Source organism: Microcoleus sp. Pol17C6, from assembly GCF_036701145.1.
Lineage (GTDB): Bacteria > Cyanobacteriota > Cyanobacteriia > Cyanobacteriales > Microcoleaceae > Microcoleus.
On record NZ_JAUBQH010000012.1, the window covers coordinates 73,831 to 91,371 of the forward strand.

A 17,541-nucleotide genomic window follows, 5' to 3' on the forward strand; every position below is an offset into this window, starting at 1 on the left:
CTTGCTGTATGAAAGTGGGGATGGGCGACTTTCTCCTAATTCTGTTAGTAGGGTTTCAAACATCGGCCAGGTTATGTCTTTGAGTTAATAGTTGGTTTCCTGGCTGGATGATTATTTGTTTTTGTTTTAGCTGCCTATTTTGACGGTTTTCATTGAGATTTGAAATATAAAATAATTTAAGTTAATAGATTTTAGCAATTCTGCACTTATGCGGAATTGTTGTTAGAGATTAAAAAATATCTGCAGGCTTACTTGCACACCGTCCCTTCATCAGTTCTCATGCCCCCTATGAGAGTTTCCACAATTACACACTGTTTTGTACCGCCGCCAACAGGAGCAACTGTGACATAAAATGAAGTTTTATCTGGATTGCCTAGGTAGTTAAAAGTGATGGAGGGTGCATTAGGTGCATTAGGTGGATTAGGAACAAGTGAAATAGTGCCGGGTTTAATTTCGCCTCCGCTGCTGAAAGTCTCTTGTCGTAACGGTTGTGGTTGTCCTGACGAATTGACGCCAGGTGGAACGGTATCGATCGTAACTGTTGGTGGGTCAGCTACCGGATCGTTTGGAATATAATTGAATGTAACTGTGATATCGCGCTTAGTTCGCTTTGCTTCGCTTTGTGCAAATCGTAAGGATTGGAAAACGCGATCGTTCACTGTGCGAACTCTTTGTCTGTTGATGAATGCCAGCCAGCTTGGAGCGGCGATCGAGCTTAATATACCTATGATTAACGCTATCACCAGCACTTCTAGAAGGGTGAATCCCTCATCACCCTTTCTGAATGCAGCTTTGTTGAAATTATGGCTGGGCTTAGCAGCCGAGTTATGCAAAAGTTTTAATAATATTGGTGGGGTTTTCATGGTACTCTCCTATTGTTTATCAGCGGGCGGCGATGCGGAAATCTGTTTCAGGCATAAGTTAATTTCCTCGCGCACCTAGACCTTGTACTTGCACGCTTGCTGTTGGGAAATATGCTGGGTTATTGGGGTTATAGTCAGCATCGGCTTGAAGGCGGCGCAGACTATTTCCTCTGAGAGTAACTCTGGCTAAATTTCTTTGTGTATCAACACAAGCGTAGAAGCTGTTTATATTTGTTGTTCTATCTGTTACTTTTAGAGTGTCTTCTGAGAGTGGGGATGTTGTAATTCCAGTTTGGGTATTAGGATTCCCCAGAGCGGTCCTACATTCATCCCCTATGAAGGCCGGCTGAGTGCCGTGGTCGATGTAATTAACTAATACATCAGCGCGGTCCCAAGCAACGTTTGGGTTCGTCACCTTTTCCGTTGGCTTACTGATGTCAAAACCTGCCACATTGGGAGCACCTATGTTAAAGGCAAGACTGCGCTTTTGCCCGTCGGGATTTTTTAGATCACCATCAGCAAAGTAGCGGTTTGCTGGAATAGGATCTGTCGATCTAGTAGGATCTCGCAGTCCGTCCTGAATTTGATACCGAACAATACGGGTGGGACACGTACCTCCTGAAGGCTCACACCAAATACCAGGGCCACCTCTAACTTGGTAGTACGCAACTAATGATAAAACATAGGTATCGTTGCACGCACCTGCGCCTTTGAGTGGCGTGTTTTGAGCGCAACTACTTGGTGTATCACCCGGCACTATAGGGAGAGAATTCTTAAGCTGCTGGCGCTTCCAAAATACCAGAATAGGAGTTCCATTTGTTGCAGCCGCAGAGGGGATGAAATTTCCCGCTACGAGTCCGGGGACACCATTTGCACTATTATCGTAAATATAAATAGCTTGGCTCAAATCTTGGGCGATGAAATCAACGGCCGCCTGAAGGTCTTGCTCGGTGTTTGACTTGACTTGTTCCCTCCTGTCGGTATTCAGCATATCGACTACAAAACCGAGCATCGGCGTAATGATTAAAAACGCCATAATTGCTCCGACTAATAGCTCGACCAGAGTCATGCCCTTTTCGGTTTGAGCTAGCTCAGAGCGGTTTCGCTGGTGCTGACTTTTGAGAAGCAACCTGAGTAAATTTTTCATTTTGACTTTTTCCTTGGCCAATTTGTAGGAAACATTGTTGATTAACAAGGATTTTGATTAATTATTTACACGCAGTGGTGCTAATCGCACCCGTTTGAGGATCTGGGATGCGTGAACAAAGCGATCCATAAGAACCCGGTACTGTAGAAGCAGGGATTTCTGTTTTCATTACCACCAAAGGCGCTTTAGGGTCGCCCAGAGCAGAATTAGCTACGGATTGCTGTGTAGTTTTCATCGCGCCCGAAGAAGAAAAAGCATCACCCCGGTAAACCCGCACCGTCAAGGAGTAACCTGTTGTAGTGGGATTGGCGGGGGCGGGATTACTGAGATTTTGCAGAACCCCTTGAACCAACAAGGTTTTGTTACTGTCAGGGTCACAACCCGCACCCAAATCTATACATAAAGTGTTTGCACTTGTTGGAGTATCGGCACTAGATGGAAACCTTGTATCTGGATATTTGATCGCCCCCGTCCTCAGAGCGTCTATGTAAGCTCTCGCCGCCTGCGTGGCGAGTTCGATCCGCCGCGCTTGTACGCGAGTCGCTACTGAGTAAGCCATGACGGGGGCGATCGCAATCATCAGCACCGAAACCACAATCATCGCTACCAATGACTCGATAATCGTGTAGCCGCTGTCTCGTGACTGAGGTAAATTTTGCTGTTGTCTTTGCTTGCTCATAAATTAGGACTCCAGTAATTGCGCGGCGGAATTAGTAAGGGAAACTAGCACATTCTGTGGGGGGAATGGAAGAAGTAGCGGGGCTACCACCGTCTTCCTTGACTCCACACATCAAAGTTTTTACCCACGGGTCGTTTCGAGGAACTTCCCGGAAAAACTCGGCCGGTTGACTGGTGGAAGGAGGAGTGGTGAACTTTTGAGTGAATAAATCAGGCGGCTGAGGTAACAAGCCCACGTCATAACCCCAGTTCCGAGCGGGCGGACTGAAATAGGGAAGATCTCCTGCGCCATCAACGTTATATCTGACGGGAATTCCCAGTGAAGGAGTAGGTGGATTTAACCGATCGAACACACTTACTATCTTATCGGCTGCAGTGGAACCTGAAGGAGTTGCTCCCAGGATTGAGAGATAGGGTGCTGTGTTAAAGGCACTGCGGTTTAGCTGGATAAAAGAACCCTTGATATTAGTAGCAAATTGCCCATTATTCCAGCTTTCCAAGAATCTGGGCAGATTTTGTAAGCCGCCGTTAAAGTCACCGACTGTGCCGTTGAGGTTTTGAGAGGGAGTGTCGCCAGCTGCGATGACGAGATTGAAAGTTGTATTTTCAGCTCGCGCTATCCATCCCGTTTGTCTCGCAGTTTCTGCACCCTGATTGCCGGGTGGAGTAGCTCTCACACTTCGGATCTGCGAGAACGGCAACAACAAGGGCTGGGTTCCCTGTAGTAAAGGTAGGACTGGGGGTTCGGGTGTTGCTCCCGCTATTAAGGCTGGTAGTGGTGTATTGCTACCGTCTCTGGCGTTAGGGGGGACGGTGGTATTTACCATATAGAGGGGGCTGCTATTATTGTAAACTGGCGTGGGTCCACCCACAAACCACAGAGAATTATCTCTGGCTGGAATGGGAGCGGGAGGAGCAGTTCCTGGGGCAACAGGCGCAATAGTAGCCCCTCCCGCGATCGCCAAAGGCTGAGGAGTTGTGGGCGTTAACAACTGATTACTAGCATTTCTTGCAAAAGCGACGCGACGCGGGAATCTTTGTAATGCCGGAAGCGGGGGATCGAATGTTGAACCAGCTTGAAAAGAAGCGCCAGCAGCAGGTGCGACATAAGTCGTCGGCGGCCCCGCCGGGACCGCCTGGAATGCCGTCCGCTCATTGCCGGGTGTTAGATCCACAAACCAGTCAGCATCCCCACACTCAGAAACTGGTAGTTTCTTACAAACTTCCATCAGATACTCTGGCAAACGCCCGCGCCGTTGAACGGGAGTCACAAAGTTGTTGAAGTAAGAACTTGTAATTTGAACGGGGGGAAGAGTGGTGATACTTCTGTAGGTAGCATCTGTCACCGTTATCGGATCTGTTGCTGCCTTTAAATTGCCATTAGTTGAAAACGCCCCGCTGGAAAGTCCGTTAGTGACAAAGTTGTTGTTGAAAAATCCTCTTTGTCTGCGGCGCAGTACGGCCTCAGCACCCGCATTATTTCGCAGGTCAAAATCTCCTTCGTTGCGGAAGCCAAAACGATATTTTGCTGATAGGAGGGTGACAGCATCTGCCAGAACATTGGCCGGTCTCCAGTAGTCCCCACCACATGAGGGGAGCCTAGGGTCGCCCTGACGACAAGCAAAGTTGGAATCGAGGTCATTTTTAGTGCGACCGTAAAAGTTGCTCCAAGTTGAATTTACAGTAGTCTTAAATTCTTCAACTTCGGTAAAAGCTGGCGGTGGCCCACCAACAGGTGCGGGGGGGATACGGCCGTGGGCATTAAATCTGCCTTGGATGTAGACTGGCAAGTTGGATACTAAGGTCAGACCTTTTTCCTTCACTACATCTGCTACGGTAGTTACACCTGTGGGAGTGTTGCCGCCCCGAAATAGAAAATCGCCGTTAATCAGGACAATGCCGTTTGGCTTGCGAGTGGGGTCGAGGGTGGAGTCTGATGGACTGACTCTTTTGCTTGTGGCTTCATCAAGCCCAGTGGCTGGAGTGCCCGATCGATCGCTACGATCTGGCAGGGCGTCGTCCCGGCTGGCGTAGATAATCCCGCTGTTGGGCAGCAACCACTCCCCAGCAACTGGTTTGTCTTTTTCCCCCCGCAGGGCTTTGATATCTAGCTGAGTCGCACGAATTTCTAGGGGTTGCCGTTCTTCTAGGGGCTGATTGTAATTGACTTTTAATCTTGTTGTGTTGGTTAGAGGAACAGGGCCGCTAAGCGTAAACGCTTCGTTAACGTTGGGGGTAGCAACGTTGTCACGTTCGATCGCCTTAATTTCTCTGCCACTCAAAAATGCTACTTCTTGAATTGCTCCGTGGGGAATTAAGTTGGGATTGGGAGTAATCGCGCCGTTGAGAATGTCGAGTGCACAGTATGTTGAGTCGATCGCAGCTTTTTGTGCTAATGTGCGAGCGGTTTCAGGCACTTGCAGGGCTGTTCTCAAGGGCCCGTTGGCAAACCGACCGTCAGGGAAGACTAAGCTGGCTTGTATGTCTAAAACTGGGTCGCCACCCGTCAGCAAGCCGCCAGCACCCACAGTAGAACGGCCGGGTCTGGGTCTTGCTTTGTTGGGGGTGTATGTGATGCCGTTGTTAGAGCCGATGAATGCCTGCTGAGATCCTAGTGTCGCAGCCTGTCTTGCTACGTATGGTGCTGCCCCACCCTGCCCGCTGACATCAGCGGGTAGACCATTACCGACTAGACTCGTAATATTTCTGGCTGTAGAAGCATTGCTGGGGTCGTAGTAACTGCTAACACAGGCATACGGCTTTTGGTCTGGTTGGGCAGTACCAGTAATCGCGTCTGGGTTGTAGCCATTATCTGCGTAATGATAAACAGCCGTTGCTCGCATCCGCAAGTCGCCTTTGGCAAACTTCCGAGCGGTGGTAGCATCTTCAGTAATTCCGGGAAGTGCAGAGGCTGCTGCTGGAGGCAGTACAGTCGGGAACGTTATCCAATTTGCCGCAGCCAAAGTATTGTCGTATACCTGAGAACCCGGTCCCAGCGGCGACATCGGCATAGTATCCGGCCAAACTACGGGGTATTGTTCAACAGCCGTAGTTGCTGGGTCGTTGTAAGTATTTGCGGTACCAGGGGCAGGAACGAAACGTACGGGGCCTGTTTTGCTGGTTCCATCGTTCCATCTGGGGGGTGGCAAGAAGGAGTTAGTGCGATCGTACACGCCACCACTGGTAATTACCCGCAAACCGCCTGTTCCATCAAGGGGATTTCTCGGTGTTTGAGCTGCAGCAGCTTCCCAGAAACCATCTCTAAAGGGCGGAGTGCCAGTACCGGGAGCTTCTCCCCAACCATTACCGCGGTCTGTTGCTCCCACGTCAGCAATCTTCGTCACCTGCGACTTGCGGGTGCGACCAGCCTCTCCACCTGTCCAGGGGGTAGAGCCACCAACATCTTGTGGGTCTGCCGCCCCAACGAATTTGGATTGGGTGTCGTCCCATCGCTGGGCTGGTAAGTTGTTGCCTACTAATACCCTCTCGCCCAAATTTTCTTCGCTTTCAGTAGGTTTTATCTTTTCCGGGTTTCTGGACGGCAGTTTAGTGAGATCGAGCTTAAGCCCTGTCGGCCCGGTGTCACTCCCTACCTGTGCATTCCCAGTGGTAGGAAGACTCCAAGCATCTATGGGTCTGAGACGATCGCCACTTTCTTGAAGGTAAGTAGTGTAAGCTTTTAACGCATTATCGGGTACGTCTAGAGTTTCATCTCCCAGTCGTACTTCTTTGAAAGGCACTTTCCGCAGCCTTTCTTTGAAATAAGATTCCAGTGCATTACGGCGGCTTTGGGGCTGTTGGGTGCTACCGGCTGGGGGATTCACCAATCGATAAACTGAAACTGGATCGTCGGTTTCAGGCTTTGACATTTGCCCCTCTACTAGCGCATTTAACCGCCGGGAGTATGCGTTGCCGTTGTAAAGTACATCAAGGCTGGTATTGGTAGGAGCAGATTGATTTGTGGGGTTAATTAGTATTTCGGGGGTTGCGTCTGGTTGGTCGGCGCTTGCTTGAGCTTTGAAAAGATGTACTACTGCGGGGTTACTATTGGTGTTACCTGCCCAACCATTGACTACGTTACCTGCAACCTGAATTCGGCTATTTTCTTGGTCGTAGAAACAAGAGCCTTTGCTGCTAACTTCAAATAATTTAACGTCTCTTGCATTATTCACCCCCGTTACTAATAAATTGCTATTTGTCAAAATCCGCCCGTTTAAATTCAGAGGAACGCCGGGAGATATGTCTAAGTCGTCTTCATAAACTACCGCGTTGTTGCTGAGGGGAATGCGACTTTGGTCTTGCTGGTATTCTAGTGCGGATATGCTGGAAGTTCCCGTGAAGGCTTTATATTTAGCACCCAAAGCAGCAACTTCTGCATCTTTAATCGGTACGTTTACTGTATAAACATAGAAACTTTTGCTCAGCTTACCGTCTAGCTTGTACCAGCCGGAGTCTCCCACCAACGTAGCGACGTTATCGCCTGCCCCGGCCGCCGCGCAAGCGGGTTCTAAAACTCCCAAAGACATCGGCGGCGTTCTGGCGTCCAGTGGCTTTCTCGCCCTTGCGACTTCTAGAGATGTTGCATCGATAGGAGGATTGCGAAAAAATATTCCGTAGAGGGTAAAAGTGTCAAAAAAGCCGTCGTTATTTGTATCAACTGGATATCTCCAAGCTGTATTGATCGCTTCGCTTTCTACGATTCCGGCTCCGCTATTTTGAACTGGTGGTAATTTAGGATTGTTTGCGTTAGTCAGGCTTGTACCGTTGAGTGGATACTTAAGTATCAAACGCTCCTCGTCACCAAACTTATACAAATCGCTAGTTCCAGTGTTTTCTGACATCATCCGGTACAATTCTGCATCGGAGGGAGTTGATGTCGGTCTTTGCGGATCTTCGTACAGCACGAACTGAATTTTTGCTTTTGCCCGATCGAGCGCCGGAGTCGCGGCCGCCAGCACCTGCTGGCTCACACGCACGTTACGCGCCGTATTAGCCCGATCGAACGATCGCAGCGTAATCGCCACAGTCAACAAAATCACTACCAGCAACACCATCGTCACCGTCGGCAGCACAAACCCCGCCATCGGTAGTCTCGCCCTCCGGCCCATAGCCATCAGGGTTTGCAGCATTGCTCTCATCAGCCGCTTCGCCCCGGATCTGGTAACACCAGCAATCCGCCGCAGCAGGGATACGATAACTTTGGATAATTTGCTCTTAAACATTGACGCCTTCCTGAATAATTTCAGAGATGGTATTGCTGGTAGTTACTGCTCGACAGTACAATCCCATCTTTATTGTTCCCATTTTTTGCAACTTGCATATCAGCCTCTTGCACAAATTTAAATCTGTACCTTGGCTGAAAAATAAAACCCACAAACCCGCAACCAAAATCGCCGCCGATAATATATTTTTCCTCGAAAGATTTGCCCCGCACGAATTAGATCTTCCTAACTCCACTCTAATCTAGTTAAATTGAAATGTCAGTTGCCAGAGCGAGAGTGAATTCGATCACCCAAAAACAGTGATCGGGATCGTATCCGATGTATTTCCCAGTCCTTGTCTCGCGGGCTTTGTTGGTGTGTTCGCGTTGCTAGCGCTTTCAACCACCGGAATCCACAATCACAATCGGCCCATCGAGTGGTTATGCCTGTCAGCGGGATCAAATCTAAATTGGGCGATCGAATTTTCGTAATGCGTCAAAGTGCGATCGAATTTCCGCCATGCGTCAAACTGCGATCGAATTTCCATTTGACCCCCGGCGCACTGTCAGTACAAGTGCCAAATATAAACCTACCACCGCCACCCATGAAACAAACTCCCAAAGCCCCCGACTTTATCATCATCGGCGCCCAAAAAGGCGGCACAACATCCCTGTACAATTACTTAATCCAACATCCCCAAATCGCCCCCGCTGCCCAAAAAGAAATCCATTACTTCGACTTCAACTTCGACAAAAGCCCCGACTGGTACTATGCCCAATTTCCCCAGCCCCAAACAGGCGAAAATCTACTAACCGGAGAAGCCAGCCCCTACTACATCTGTCACCCCCAAGTTCCGCAACGAATCCACGATTTATTTCCCAAAGTTAAAATAATCGCCCTGCTGAGAAACCCAGTAGAACGCGCAATATCCCACTATTATTACTATATCAAAATAGGCTACGAATCCCTATCATTAGAAAGTGCGATCGCCTCCGAACCCGAAAGACTCAAAGGCGAAATAGAAAAACTCATAGCCAACCCAAACTACTACAGTTACGAACACCAACACCACAGTTATCTAACGCGCGGCATTTACGCCGATCAACTCCCAGCCTGGATGAAACTTTTTCCCAAATCACAACTTTTAATCCTCAAAAGCGAAGACTTGTATACCAATCCCTTCAGCACATACAACAGCGTCTTAGAATTTCTAGAATTGCCGCCGCACCAACTACAAACCTACGAAAAATACAACGCCACCCAATATCCCCCCATCAGCGAGACAGTATACGAGCAATTGAGAGCATATTTTCGATCGCACAACCAAAGACTAGCCGAATTGTGCGATCGAGACTTCGGCTGGGATTAACATCATAGTAGGGAAAGGGCAAAGCCCATTGGTTTCAACTTAGGGTAAAATCCATAGTCCGGCAGGGGTTGAATTCCCTGGCGGACTCGCGGACTGGCAGATAGTCGGCTTAAGACGATGACACCAATGGGCCTTGCCCTTTCCCTACATTTGACAAACAATGCTTGACATCCCAGTCTCCCTGTGCTAGCTTGTGCAATAGTATTGTGTTTAATCCACAAATCGCAGCACTTCAGCTATGTTCACAGCCAACAGCTATTTTTATTTTTGGTACAGCCAAGTTCGCCCGGAGTGAATTGGTAATTCACTGTGAACATCCGGGCGAACCGCAGATTAACACCTGCGGTTTTGTTTTTTCTACTTCTTTTCCCAACAACCAATCGAGTACAAGCGAAAACAGCAATGACATTATTCAGTAACTGGTACTACAGCTTTTATTTCTGGCCCAACAAAAGTTCTGGGTAAATTGTCGCGCTGTCTTTTCGCACCAACCCGGAACTCTTAAAAGTGCCGGGTTTTTTGTTGTCAACCACCCACTTAAATTTCCCGGAGAATTCCCTCATGTTAGAAGCCAAACTCGTAACCAAATCTCATCCCGAACACCAAACAATTGTCAAACTCTCAGAAACAGTCTCAGTCGGCGGCCAAGAATTATTAATCATCGGCGGCCCCTGTACCGTCGAAAGTCCTGCACAAATGGAAACAGTCGCCCGCCAACTATCCGCCGCCTCCGTGCAAGCTTTGCGAGGCGGAGTCTACAAACCCCGCACATCTCCCTATGCTTTCCAAGGGATGGGAATTGAGGGACTGGAAATTTTAGCCGATGTCAGCCGGCGTTACGGTATGCCCGTCGTGACAGAGGTAATGTCGATCGCCCAAATCGATCCAGTTGTCACCTATGCTGATATGCTGCAATTAGGCAGTCGGAATATGCAAAACTTCGAGTTACTAAAGGCGATCGGTCAAGCCGGAAAACCAGTCTTACTAAAACGCGGCTTATCAGCCACAATCGAAGAATTTGTGATGGCCGCCGAATACATTCTCAGCCACGGAAATCCTCATGTAGTTCTCTGCGAAAGAGGCATCCGCAGCTTCGACAATTACACCCGGAATGTATTAGATTTAGGTGCAGTCGTAGCGCTGAAACAGTTAACTCATTTGCCAGTAATAGTAGACCCTTCTCACGCAGTCGGCAAGCGAGAATTAGTCGCACCACTAGCCAAAGCAGCGGTTGCTTGCGGTGCAGACGGATTAATTATTGAGTGTCACCCGCAACCAGAAAAATCGGTTTCTGACGCGCGGCAAGCTCTTTCTTTACCAGATATGGTAGATTTAGTTGCGAGTTTGCGGCCTGTAGCCGCCGCCGTTGGGCGCCGCATACCCGAGATTAATGTGCCTTCAGAGGTATTAAGTTTGAAGTGATATGGGTAGGAAATAATCTATAACTTTTAACGTCAAACTCTACAGTCGGTTTTAACCGAATTGAGCTTTGAGGCAGGGGTTTAAACCCCTGCCGAAATCCGGGAAAGCGCGTGTTTCACGAATTTAGATTAAAATAAAAAATAATACTGTCATCTACGAAATTTTGCTTAATTATGGCAATACTACTTAACGTTCCCTCGATCGTCTGTTCTGGCTGCGCTGATACAATTACCAAAGCCATCAAAACTGTTGACTCCGATGCTACTGTCAATGTGGATGTCGCAGCTAAGACTGTTACAGTAGAAGCTCAAGCTTCTGAAGAGTCTATTACACAGGCGGTTGTTGCTACGGGCCACACCGTCCAAGATTGATATTGAGTTTGGTGAGGGCGGGTTTACGAGATTATTGGTCTTAGGCTGAAATTATTGGTAAAAGCCGCCCCTACACAATCTTAAATCCATTATCAATGCCCAATGCCCAAAAGCTTAATCTGCTTCGTCTAAGTGTTCGGCGACTGCTTGGTAAAGTTCAAAAACGTGGCGATCGAGTAAACTATAAAAAACTTGTCTCCCAACCTTGCGGTAACTTACCAACCGCATCGCCCGCAATGCCCGCAACTGGTGCGATACTGCTGACTCGCTCATACTCAACGCAGCAGCCAAGTCACACACGCACAGTTCTTGTTTTGCCAAAACCGACAGCAGCCGCAGCCGATTCGCATCTCCCAAAAGACTGAAAAACTCAGCCATCCGCTGAGCTTTTGCTGTGTTGAGAACCTGTGTTTGGATGTCGCCAGCCCGCGAACAGTCAACTAAGTGCGATGGATCGCACATTGGTGTATCGTTTTGTTGGTGAGGCTGACTTATCGCTCCATTAACAGCAGAGTTGGGTGACATCTTTTCCCGGCTAATTTTAATTCTCATTTTCATTTTAGTGCGATCGGCAAACCTTTTGTAACAAAACTTTTACATTCCCTTGACTAATATCTGAATATGTGTTCAGATATTAATAGAGATACACAACCCCACCAGGAGAAGCTCAAATGACTACTGCCACCCAAACAAAATGTGCCTGTCCTTCATGTTCGTGCGTTGTCAACGCCAGCGAAGCCATTGAAAAAAACGGCAAAACATACTGTTCCAGTGCTTGCGCTGACGGGCACCCCAATGGCCAAGGCTGCGGCCACACAGGCTGCGAGTGCCACAAATAAATATTCCGCTTCAGAAAAGGTTAATCAACAACTGCCAAATATATCTAAAGGGAGATGCCAACAGCGCATTTCCCAATTTTTTTGCTTTTAGGTTAAAGAAAAGTTAAGATAAAGCTAACTTAAGGTTAAGACTGCATTAATAGACTAAATACAGAGCGAAAAAGCACAATTGCTACTTACGCAATACAATAGAAGCAAGTTAGCGCCGCGATACTGAGTACAAATAGTGCTATTAACAGCAGAGACCGAACCAAAAGTTGAATACCAAAAGTTTAATTAGGAGGGGGCAATGAAAGAGCGGGAAGATTTTTTACATCCTCGCAATCGCTACTACGGTGATTTCACGCCAGAAAACTTGGCGTTTAATGCCAACTTGCAGGAGTTTGCTCAAAAAATAACTTATATTTGCTCGCTGGAAACAGGGGGTAAAATTAGCGCTGAGAAAGCCTATAAAGATATTAAGATGCTTTGGAAAGACTTAAAATCCTCTAAGAAGCAATTAGGAATTGGCCAAAAACCCCCCAGTACCGAGGAGCCAAATTCACCTTAAAGTCATCGCTACCAACGCAGCGTTTGCAATCGAAAACCCCTGCGATTGCGAGCGCTGCTTTTTTCTGCGTACCCAGCCAAGGTAAGGTGCTTGCTAGTAGGCAAACTTTAGAAAATTCTATGGTTTGGGATTTGGTGCAGTTTCTCCGGCAAAAGAAGTACAATTGCCACCGAGGCCAGAAATAATCGCGCAAGTATTAGTTTTCAGCATTCCCTGATATGTATCAGCACCCGTGCCGGGGCCGCCCAACTCGTCGCTGTAAAGTTCTTTGTCGGAAATCTCGACATTTGCCTCCCTCGCCACAGTCTCCATCAACTTCGGATTAGTTGTAGTTTCGGCAAAAATTGTCGGCACTCCTGTGCTCTTAATTTCTGAGGACAATGCGGCAATTCTTGCTGCTGTGGGCTGTTCCTCTGTCGTCACACCCTGCAAAGCTCCAGCCATCTCCAAACCGTAAGCATCGGCATAGTAACTCAGAGCATCGTGAGTTGTTACTAACTTCCGTTTTTCTGGTGCAATAGTCGCAATTTGAGCTTTTATCCAAGTATCTATTTTTTGCAACTCATCTGTTAAGGTTGCTGCATTTTTGGCATAAAGTTGAGCATTGGCGGGGGAAACTTTGCTCAATTCATCGCGAATTGTTTCTACCATACGGATGCCATTTTCAGGGTTATGCCAAACGTGAGGGTCAGGGACTTTTTCGCCTTCTGCATGGGGTTGGTTTTCCGCTTTATCTTCACCGTGTTCGTGATCGTCTTTGCCCATCAGCGGTTTGGGAACGGCGAGTTCGTGGACGGCGATTTTGGGTGCGGAATTATTGCTAGATTCAATTAACTTAATGATGCTGGGTTCGTGGTTGTAGCCGCCGTAGAAAATCAGATTTGCTGTTTCAATCGCTTTGCGGTCTTCCGGCTTGGTTTGGTAGGCGTGGGGGTCGTCTCCCGGCTCGATTAGACAGGTGGTGTCGATCGAACTTTGAGCGATTTCTTTAGTTATGTCGCAGATAACGCCAGTTGTGGCGACGACTTTGGGCAAGTTGGCGGCGGGACTCTGTGGCCCCCCATTGCTTGCGTTCTGCCCTCCACTGCACCCAACCAGCCCGCAGCCAATTGCCAAAACAGCCGCACCGCAAAATCTCGCGGTTTTTCCAGGCCAGTTCTTTAACATTTTCACCTTTGGAACGATAATCGTTATTGCTTTTTCGAGTTATCCTATTGTAGTAGCTACGAACAAGAATCGTTCTCAAAAGTTTGAATTATGTTAGAAGTGCAAGACTTAGCTGTCAATTATCGAGGAATTGCAGCCCTCAACAGCGTGAATTTCCATTTAGAATCGGGACAATTAACCGGTGTGTTCGGCCCCAACGGCGCGGGGAAAAGTACGATGGTGAAAGCGATGTTGGGATTGATCCCGGCCTGTCGCGGTTTGGTGAAATATCAGGGGCGGTTGTTGAAGCAACAGTTATCGCGGGTGGCGTATGTGCCGCAGCGATCGCAAATTGACTGGGATTATCCGATTACGGTGTGGAATGCGGTGATGATGGCGCGAACCGTCCAGACTGGTTGGTTTCGCAGTCCCTCGAAGCAGTCGCAAGAATTGGTGAAAGCTGCTTTGCTGCGGGTGGGAATGTGGGATTTGCGCGATCGGCAAATTGGCGAACTGTCTGGCGGACAGCAGCAGCGGATTTTCTTAGCAAGGTCGATCGCCCAACAAGCCGATTTATTCTTCTTCGACGAACCTTTTAACGCGATCGACAAAGCAACCGAAGAAATTATTTTCGATATTTTTGCCGAACTAAAAGCAGAAAATAAAACATTGCTAGTAATCAGCCACGATTTAGGCGAAACTTTAAAACAGTACGACAATTTATTGTTGCTCAACAAGCATTTAATTGCAACTGGTTCCTGCCGGGAAGTGCTCACCGCAGCCAATATTCAAAAAGCCTATGGATACGATTTAACTTTAGTTGCTGCCTAAGCAAAAAAATATTGCTCTTTAAAATTGATTGTGACACGGGCGTCCCGCCTGTGCAGTTCATTGTAGTTGAAAAAATCCTATTATTAACATAATTCAATGTTAAATCTACTAAGTGAGCCACTACAATTCGAGTTCATGCGAAATGCGATCGCCGTCGGCATTTTGCTAGGAATTCTCTGCGCCGTTGTCGGTTCCTATTTAATTGTACAGCAAATGGGAATGATGGTTGACATGATAGCCCATTCGGTATTAGCAGGATTGCCGGTGGCTTTTTCTTTAGGTTTCAATATTTCCATCGGCGCGTTTATATCTGGAATTATCAGCGCTGTGATTATGGCGTGGATTCAATCACAATCTCGTCTAAAGATAGATGCGGTGATGGCATTAATTTTATCTACATTCTTAGCAATTAGCGTCACGCTGATTAGCCTGTTGCGGACAACCAAATTAGACTTAGACGGGTTTTTGTTCGGCAATATCTTGTCAGTTGCACCTGGTGACGTGCAGCAGACTTTTGTCATAACTTTGATTATTTTGGTAGCGGTTAAACTCTTTTACAAAGAATTGCTCTTTTATACTTTTGACCCGCTGGGGGCGCAAGCGTCCGGTTTGCCTGTAAACTGGATTTATTTGGGGATGATTTCGGCGATTACGCTGACGATTGTTGCGAGTTTGCAAACTGTGGGGGCGCTGTTAGTAATTTCTCTGTTAATCGGGCCGGGAATAACGGCGTATTTGTTGGTAAAAGAGCTACATTTAATGATGGGGTTGGGAGCAATGATTGGGATTACAGCTAGCGTGACTGGTATGTATCTCAGCTATTATTTTAATATGCCATCTGGGGCCGCCATTGTATTAGTTATTTTTGGGTTATTTTTAGGGGCTTTGCTGTTCAGTCCCAGTCAAGGAATTTTGACAAGAAAGAGAGGATAACAGTCCAGGAGGCACAGGCTCTATCTGTTGTACGTTTTTTACGCTTACTTACGCAAAAAGTAATTTAACGCCCTACTTATAACAGCTTGCTCAGCCCCAACTCTTTGCCGCGCATAGATTTATGACCAAACCAGCAATTCACCTACACAGCCACCAGCGGCGAGAAACTGACCTTCGGGATGCCATGCGAGACAGGAAAAACCGCCCTCTGCACCTTCTAGAATTTGCAGCAATTGTTCTGCTTCCTCCCACAAACAAACTTGACCGTCTGCGGCTGCCGAAGCCAATAAAAATGTGTTAGGTTGAAACGCGATCGCATTTACAACTTTTTCATGAACTTCTAACCCCCAAGAATCCCAACCGATACTTTCATCAGCGTGTTTTTCCCACACTGAAATACCTTCAGAACTCGCAGCAGCTAACAAAGGCGCACCCAAGGAATTAGTTTTATCCGACCAAGCTAACTGCCGAACCTTCCCGGGAAAACCCTGCATTACCCACGGTTCAAAATTGCCCCATTCATTAACAATTAGAGTATTGTCCATATTGCCGCAAGCTAAATATTCCCCTTGTGGCGACCAAGAAACTGCACCTGTTGCGGAGGGTACTGATAAAATTTCCGGGTCTTCGTCCCAGTCTTCGCCATGCCAAACTTTGACGCCTTTATAGCCGCTAACTGCCAGATATTGAACCATCGGATGCCATGCTAAATCGAGTATAGATGATGACTCGAAATTCAGCGTTACTTCCACAACATTATCCTCAACATTCCATACTTGAACGTAGCGACCCATACTGAAAGCTAACTGGTTGCAGTTGGGACTCCAAGCTAACTTATCAACCCAGACGCGCTGGTTATCCAAATCAGCAATTAATTCCCCAGAATTAACCCGCCAAATTCGTACTTTTCCATCTTGTCCGCCAGCAGCTAGGAATTGACTGTCGCGGGAAAAAGACAAGCAATCGGCTGATTTAGCCGTGGCAGTTTGTAGCGTTTGCAAGGACAATTCATTAAGTGTCCCTACTTTCGCCAGCATCACTTCGCCTGCCGCAGAACAGACTCCTAAAGTTGTGCCATCCCGCGACCAAGTAACAGCAGTTACGTAGTCAGACAGCATGGCTGCGGCGTGAAATTTCAGGGTTTGTTCGCTACTTTTTAAACTAGACACCGACGGAAATCCTCTCGCAATTGATTTTCGTTTAAGTTGCGGCCGATGAATACAAGCTCGTTTTTCGGAGTTTCGGTGGCTTTCCAAGGTCTATCCGGCCGGCCATCAAACACCATGTGTACTCCTTGGAAAACAAATCGCTTGTTGTCTGCGGCAACATTCAAAATTCCTTTTGTCCGAAAGATATTCGGGCCTTGAGTTCGCAACAATTCCTCCATCCAATCGCTGAATTTGTTGCGGTCAATAGCGCCAGATTCTACTATTGCGACGGAAGTAACAGTTTCGTCGTGTTCGTGAGTGTGTTCGCCCAAAAAGTCTGGTTCTATTTCTAAGGCCCGGTTCAAATCAAATGCTTTGATGCCCAACAAAGCATCCATTTCTAATTCAGCGTTGCGGGTACGGTGAATTTTTGCCATTGCATTCATGGCGCGAATTCGCTTTTCTAATTCTGCCAATTCTTCGTCAGTCACTAAATCAGTTTTGTTGAGCAAAACTACATCAGCAAAGGCAATTTGTTCTTGAGCTTCGTCTGCCTCCCAGTGCTGCCAGATGTGTTTGGCATCGACTACCGTGACAACTGCATCTAGCAGCAATTTGCCCCGCATATCTTCGTCTACAAAAAAGGTTTGAATTACGGGTGCGGGGTCGGCTAAACCTGTGGTTTCGATGACTATGTGATCGAATTTGTCTCGCCGCTTCATTAAGTTACCGATAATCCGAATTAAATCGCCTCGGACTGTACAGCAAATGCAGCCGTTGTTCATCTCGAAAATTTCTTCGTCGGCATCAATTATCAGTTGGTTGTCGATGCCGACTTCGCCGAATTCGTTGACGATGACTGCAACTTTTTTGCCGTGTTCCTGTGTTAAAATGCGATTTAGCAGCGTGGTTTTGCCTGCACCTAAATAGCCTGTGAGAACGGTAACAGGAACTGATTCGATCGCCCCAGCACTCACCATACTTGACCTCGATTGTTGTACAATGATAACCATTATCGCTATTGTACACCAGAGCTGCTGGCA

16 protein-coding genes are annotated in these 17,541 nt (G+C 47.5%); 8 read left to right on the forward strand and 8 right to left on the reverse strand.

What is annotated here, in order from left to right:
• Positions 1 to 248: 248 nt before the first annotated feature.
• The 4 genes from QUA25_RS08810 to hpsA all read right to left on the reverse strand — a co-directional run bounded on the left by QUA25_RS08810 (position 249) and on the right by hpsA (position 7,910).
• Positions 249 to 863 carry a GspH/FimT family pseudopilin gene (locus tag QUA25_RS08810; protein WP_333037079.1) on the reverse strand — a complete coding sequence of 205 codons (615 nt, stop codon included), beginning with the start codon at positions 861 to 863 and terminating at the stop codon, positions 249 to 251.
• 58 nt (positions 864 to 921) lie between these two features.
• Positions 922 to 2,010: a hormogonium polysaccharide secretion pseudopilin HpsC gene (gene hpsC / locus QUA25_RS08815; RefSeq protein ID WP_333037080.1), complete on the reverse strand. Its 1,089-nt coding sequence runs from the start codon at positions 2,008 to 2,010 to the stop codon at positions 922 to 924.
• A 61-nt stretch (positions 2,011 to 2,071) separates the two neighbouring features.
• The gene (locus tag QUA25_RS08820; protein WP_333037082.1) at positions 2,072 to 2,689 is read right to left on the reverse strand and encodes a prepilin-type N-terminal cleavage/methylation domain-containing protein; all 618 of its coding nucleotides are present in this window, start codon (positions 2,687 to 2,689) and stop codon (positions 2,072 to 2,074) included.
• 31 nt (positions 2,690 to 2,720) lie between these two features.
• Entirely contained in the window at positions 2,721 to 7,910 is a 5,190-nt protein-coding gene (hpsA, locus tag QUA25_RS08825) for a hormogonium polysaccharide biosynthesis protein HpsA (protein WP_333037083.1), read from the reverse strand.
• A 421-nt stretch (positions 7,911 to 8,331) separates the two neighbouring features.
• Here hpsA and QUA25_RS08830 point away from each other — a divergent pair, with 421 nt between their 5' ends.
• The 4 genes from QUA25_RS08830 (at position 8,332) to QUA25_RS08845 (ending at position 11,051) form a co-directional block, all read left to right on the forward strand.
• On the forward strand, positions 8,332 to 9,258 hold the full coding sequence (locus QUA25_RS08830) for a sulfotransferase domain-containing protein (RefSeq protein WP_333037084.1): 927 nt from the start codon (positions 8,332 to 8,334) through the stop codon (positions 9,256 to 9,258).
• 206 nt (positions 9,259 to 9,464) lie between these two features.
• Positions 9,465 to 9,677 carry a hypothetical protein gene (locus QUA25_RS08835; RefSeq protein WP_333037085.1) on the forward strand — a complete coding sequence of 71 codons (213 nt, stop codon included), beginning with the start codon at positions 9,465 to 9,467 and terminating at the stop codon, positions 9,675 to 9,677.
• A gap of 142 nt (positions 9,678 to 9,819) precedes the next feature.
• Complete coding sequence (gene aroF, locus QUA25_RS08840) at positions 9,820 to 10,680, forward strand: 3-deoxy-7-phosphoheptulonate synthase (RefSeq protein WP_333037086.1); 861 nt, start codon at positions 9,820 to 9,822, stop codon at positions 10,678 to 10,680.
• Positions 10,681 to 10,853: 173 nt separating this feature from the next.
• Positions 10,854 to 11,051: a heavy-metal-associated domain-containing protein gene (locus QUA25_RS08845; protein ID WP_333037087.1), complete on the forward strand. Its 198-nt coding sequence runs from the start codon at positions 10,854 to 10,856 to the stop codon at positions 11,049 to 11,051.
• 114 nt (positions 11,052 to 11,165) lie between these two features.
• Here QUA25_RS08845 and QUA25_RS08850 read toward each other — a convergent pair whose 3' ends face one another.
• A complete protein-coding gene (locus QUA25_RS08850) occupies positions 11,166 to 11,576 on the reverse strand; it encodes a metalloregulator ArsR/SmtB family transcription factor (RefSeq protein ID WP_333037088.1) in 411 nt (136 codons plus the stop codon).
• 146 nt (positions 11,577 to 11,722) lie between these two features.
• Here QUA25_RS08850 and QUA25_RS08855 point away from each other — a divergent pair, with 146 nt between their 5' ends.
• Together QUA25_RS08855 and QUA25_RS08860 are read left to right on the forward strand one after the other, a co-directional pair.
• Positions 11,723 to 11,890: a metallothionein gene (locus QUA25_RS08855; protein ID WP_333037089.1), complete on the forward strand. Its 168-nt coding sequence runs from the start codon at positions 11,723 to 11,725 to the stop codon at positions 11,888 to 11,890.
• A gap of 289 nt (positions 11,891 to 12,179) precedes the next feature.
• Entirely contained in the window at positions 12,180 to 12,440 is a 261-nt protein-coding gene (locus tag QUA25_RS08860) for a DUF7219 family protein (RefSeq protein ID WP_333037090.1), read from the forward strand.
• A gap of 117 nt (positions 12,441 to 12,557) precedes the next feature.
• On the opposite strand, the gene QUA25_RS08865 is transcribed toward QUA25_RS08860, so the two are convergent.
• The gene (locus QUA25_RS08865) at positions 12,558 to 13,607 is read right to left on the reverse strand and encodes a metal ABC transporter solute-binding protein, Zn/Mn family (RefSeq protein ID WP_333037091.1); all 1,050 of its coding nucleotides are present in this window, start codon (positions 13,605 to 13,607) and stop codon (positions 12,558 to 12,560) included.
• 90 nt (positions 13,608 to 13,697) lie between these two features.
• Here QUA25_RS08865 and QUA25_RS08870 point away from each other — a divergent pair, with 90 nt between their 5' ends.
• Entirely contained in the window at positions 13,698 to 14,417 is a 720-nt protein-coding gene (locus QUA25_RS08870) for a metal ABC transporter ATP-binding protein (RefSeq protein WP_333037093.1), read from the forward strand.
• Between the two features lie 96 nt (positions 14,418 to 14,513).
• Positions 14,514 to 15,350, forward strand: coding sequence for a metal ABC transporter permease (locus QUA25_RS08875; RefSeq protein ID WP_333037094.1), 837 nt, complete (start codon positions 14,514 to 14,516; stop codon positions 15,348 to 15,350).
• Between the two features lie 119 nt (positions 15,351 to 15,469).
• Here QUA25_RS08875 and QUA25_RS08880 read toward each other — a convergent pair whose 3' ends face one another.
• Positions 15,470 to 16,519: a WD40 repeat domain-containing protein gene (locus QUA25_RS08880; RefSeq protein ID WP_333037095.1), complete on the reverse strand. Its 1,050-nt coding sequence runs from the start codon at positions 16,517 to 16,519 to the stop codon at positions 15,470 to 15,472.
• A complete protein-coding gene (locus tag QUA25_RS08885) occupies positions 16,507 to 17,478 on the reverse strand; it encodes a GTP-binding protein (RefSeq protein ID WP_333037127.1) in 972 nt (323 codons plus the stop codon). The genes QUA25_RS08880 and QUA25_RS08885 overlap by 13 nt, the downstream gene beginning before the upstream one ends.
• Positions 17,479 to 17,541 lie beyond the last annotated feature (63 nt).

Bases quoted from the DNA above. Each gene is read 5' to 3' on its own strand.
- QUA25_RS08845 (WP_333037087.1), top strand. From the start codon at position 10,854: ATGGCAATACTACTTAACGTTCCCTCGATCGTCTGTTCTGGCTGCGCT.
- QUA25_RS08855 (WP_333037089.1), top strand. From the start codon at position 11,723: ATGACTACTGCCACCCAAACAAAATGTGCCTGTCCTTCATGTTCGTGC.
- QUA25_RS08875 (WP_333037094.1), top strand. From the start codon at position 14,514: ATGTTAAATCTACTAAGTGAGCCACTACAATTCGAGTTCATGCGAAAT.
- hpsA (WP_333037083.1), bottom strand. From the start codon at position 7,910: ATGTTTAAGAGCAAATTATCCAAAGTTATCGTATCCCTGCTGCGGCGG.
- QUA25_RS08885 (WP_333037127.1), bottom strand. From the start codon at position 17,478: ATGGTGAGTGCTGGGGCGATCGAATCAGTTCCTGTTACCGTTCTCACA.
- hpsC (WP_333037080.1), bottom strand. From the start codon at position 2,010: ATGAAAAATTTACTCAGGTTGCTTCTCAAAAGTCAGCACCAGCGAAAC.
- QUA25_RS08820 (WP_333037082.1), bottom strand. From the start codon at position 2,689: ATGAGCAAGCAAAGACAACAGCAAAATTTACCTCAGTCACGAGACAGC.
- QUA25_RS08850 (WP_333037088.1), bottom strand. From the start codon at position 11,576: ATGTCACCCAACTCTGCTGTTAATGGAGCGATAAGTCAGCCTCACCAA.
- QUA25_RS08860 (WP_333037090.1), top strand. From the start codon at position 12,180: ATGAAAGAGCGGGAAGATTTTTTACATCCTCGCAATCGCTACTACGGT.
- aroF (WP_333037086.1), top strand. From the start codon at position 9,820: ATGTTAGAAGCCAAACTCGTAACCAAATCTCATCCCGAACACCAAACA.
- QUA25_RS08870 (WP_333037093.1), top strand. From the start codon at position 13,698: ATGTTAGAAGTGCAAGACTTAGCTGTCAATTATCGAGGAATTGCAGCC.
- QUA25_RS08830 (WP_333037084.1), top strand. From the start codon at position 8,332: ATGCCTGTCAGCGGGATCAAATCTAAATTGGGCGATCGAATTTTCGTA.
- QUA25_RS08810 (WP_333037079.1), bottom strand. From the start codon at position 863: ATGAAAACCCCACCAATATTATTAAAACTTTTGCATAACTCGGCTGCT.
- QUA25_RS08865 (WP_333037091.1), bottom strand. From the start codon at position 13,607: ATGTTAAAGAACTGGCCTGGAAAAACCGCGAGATTTTGCGGTGCGGCT.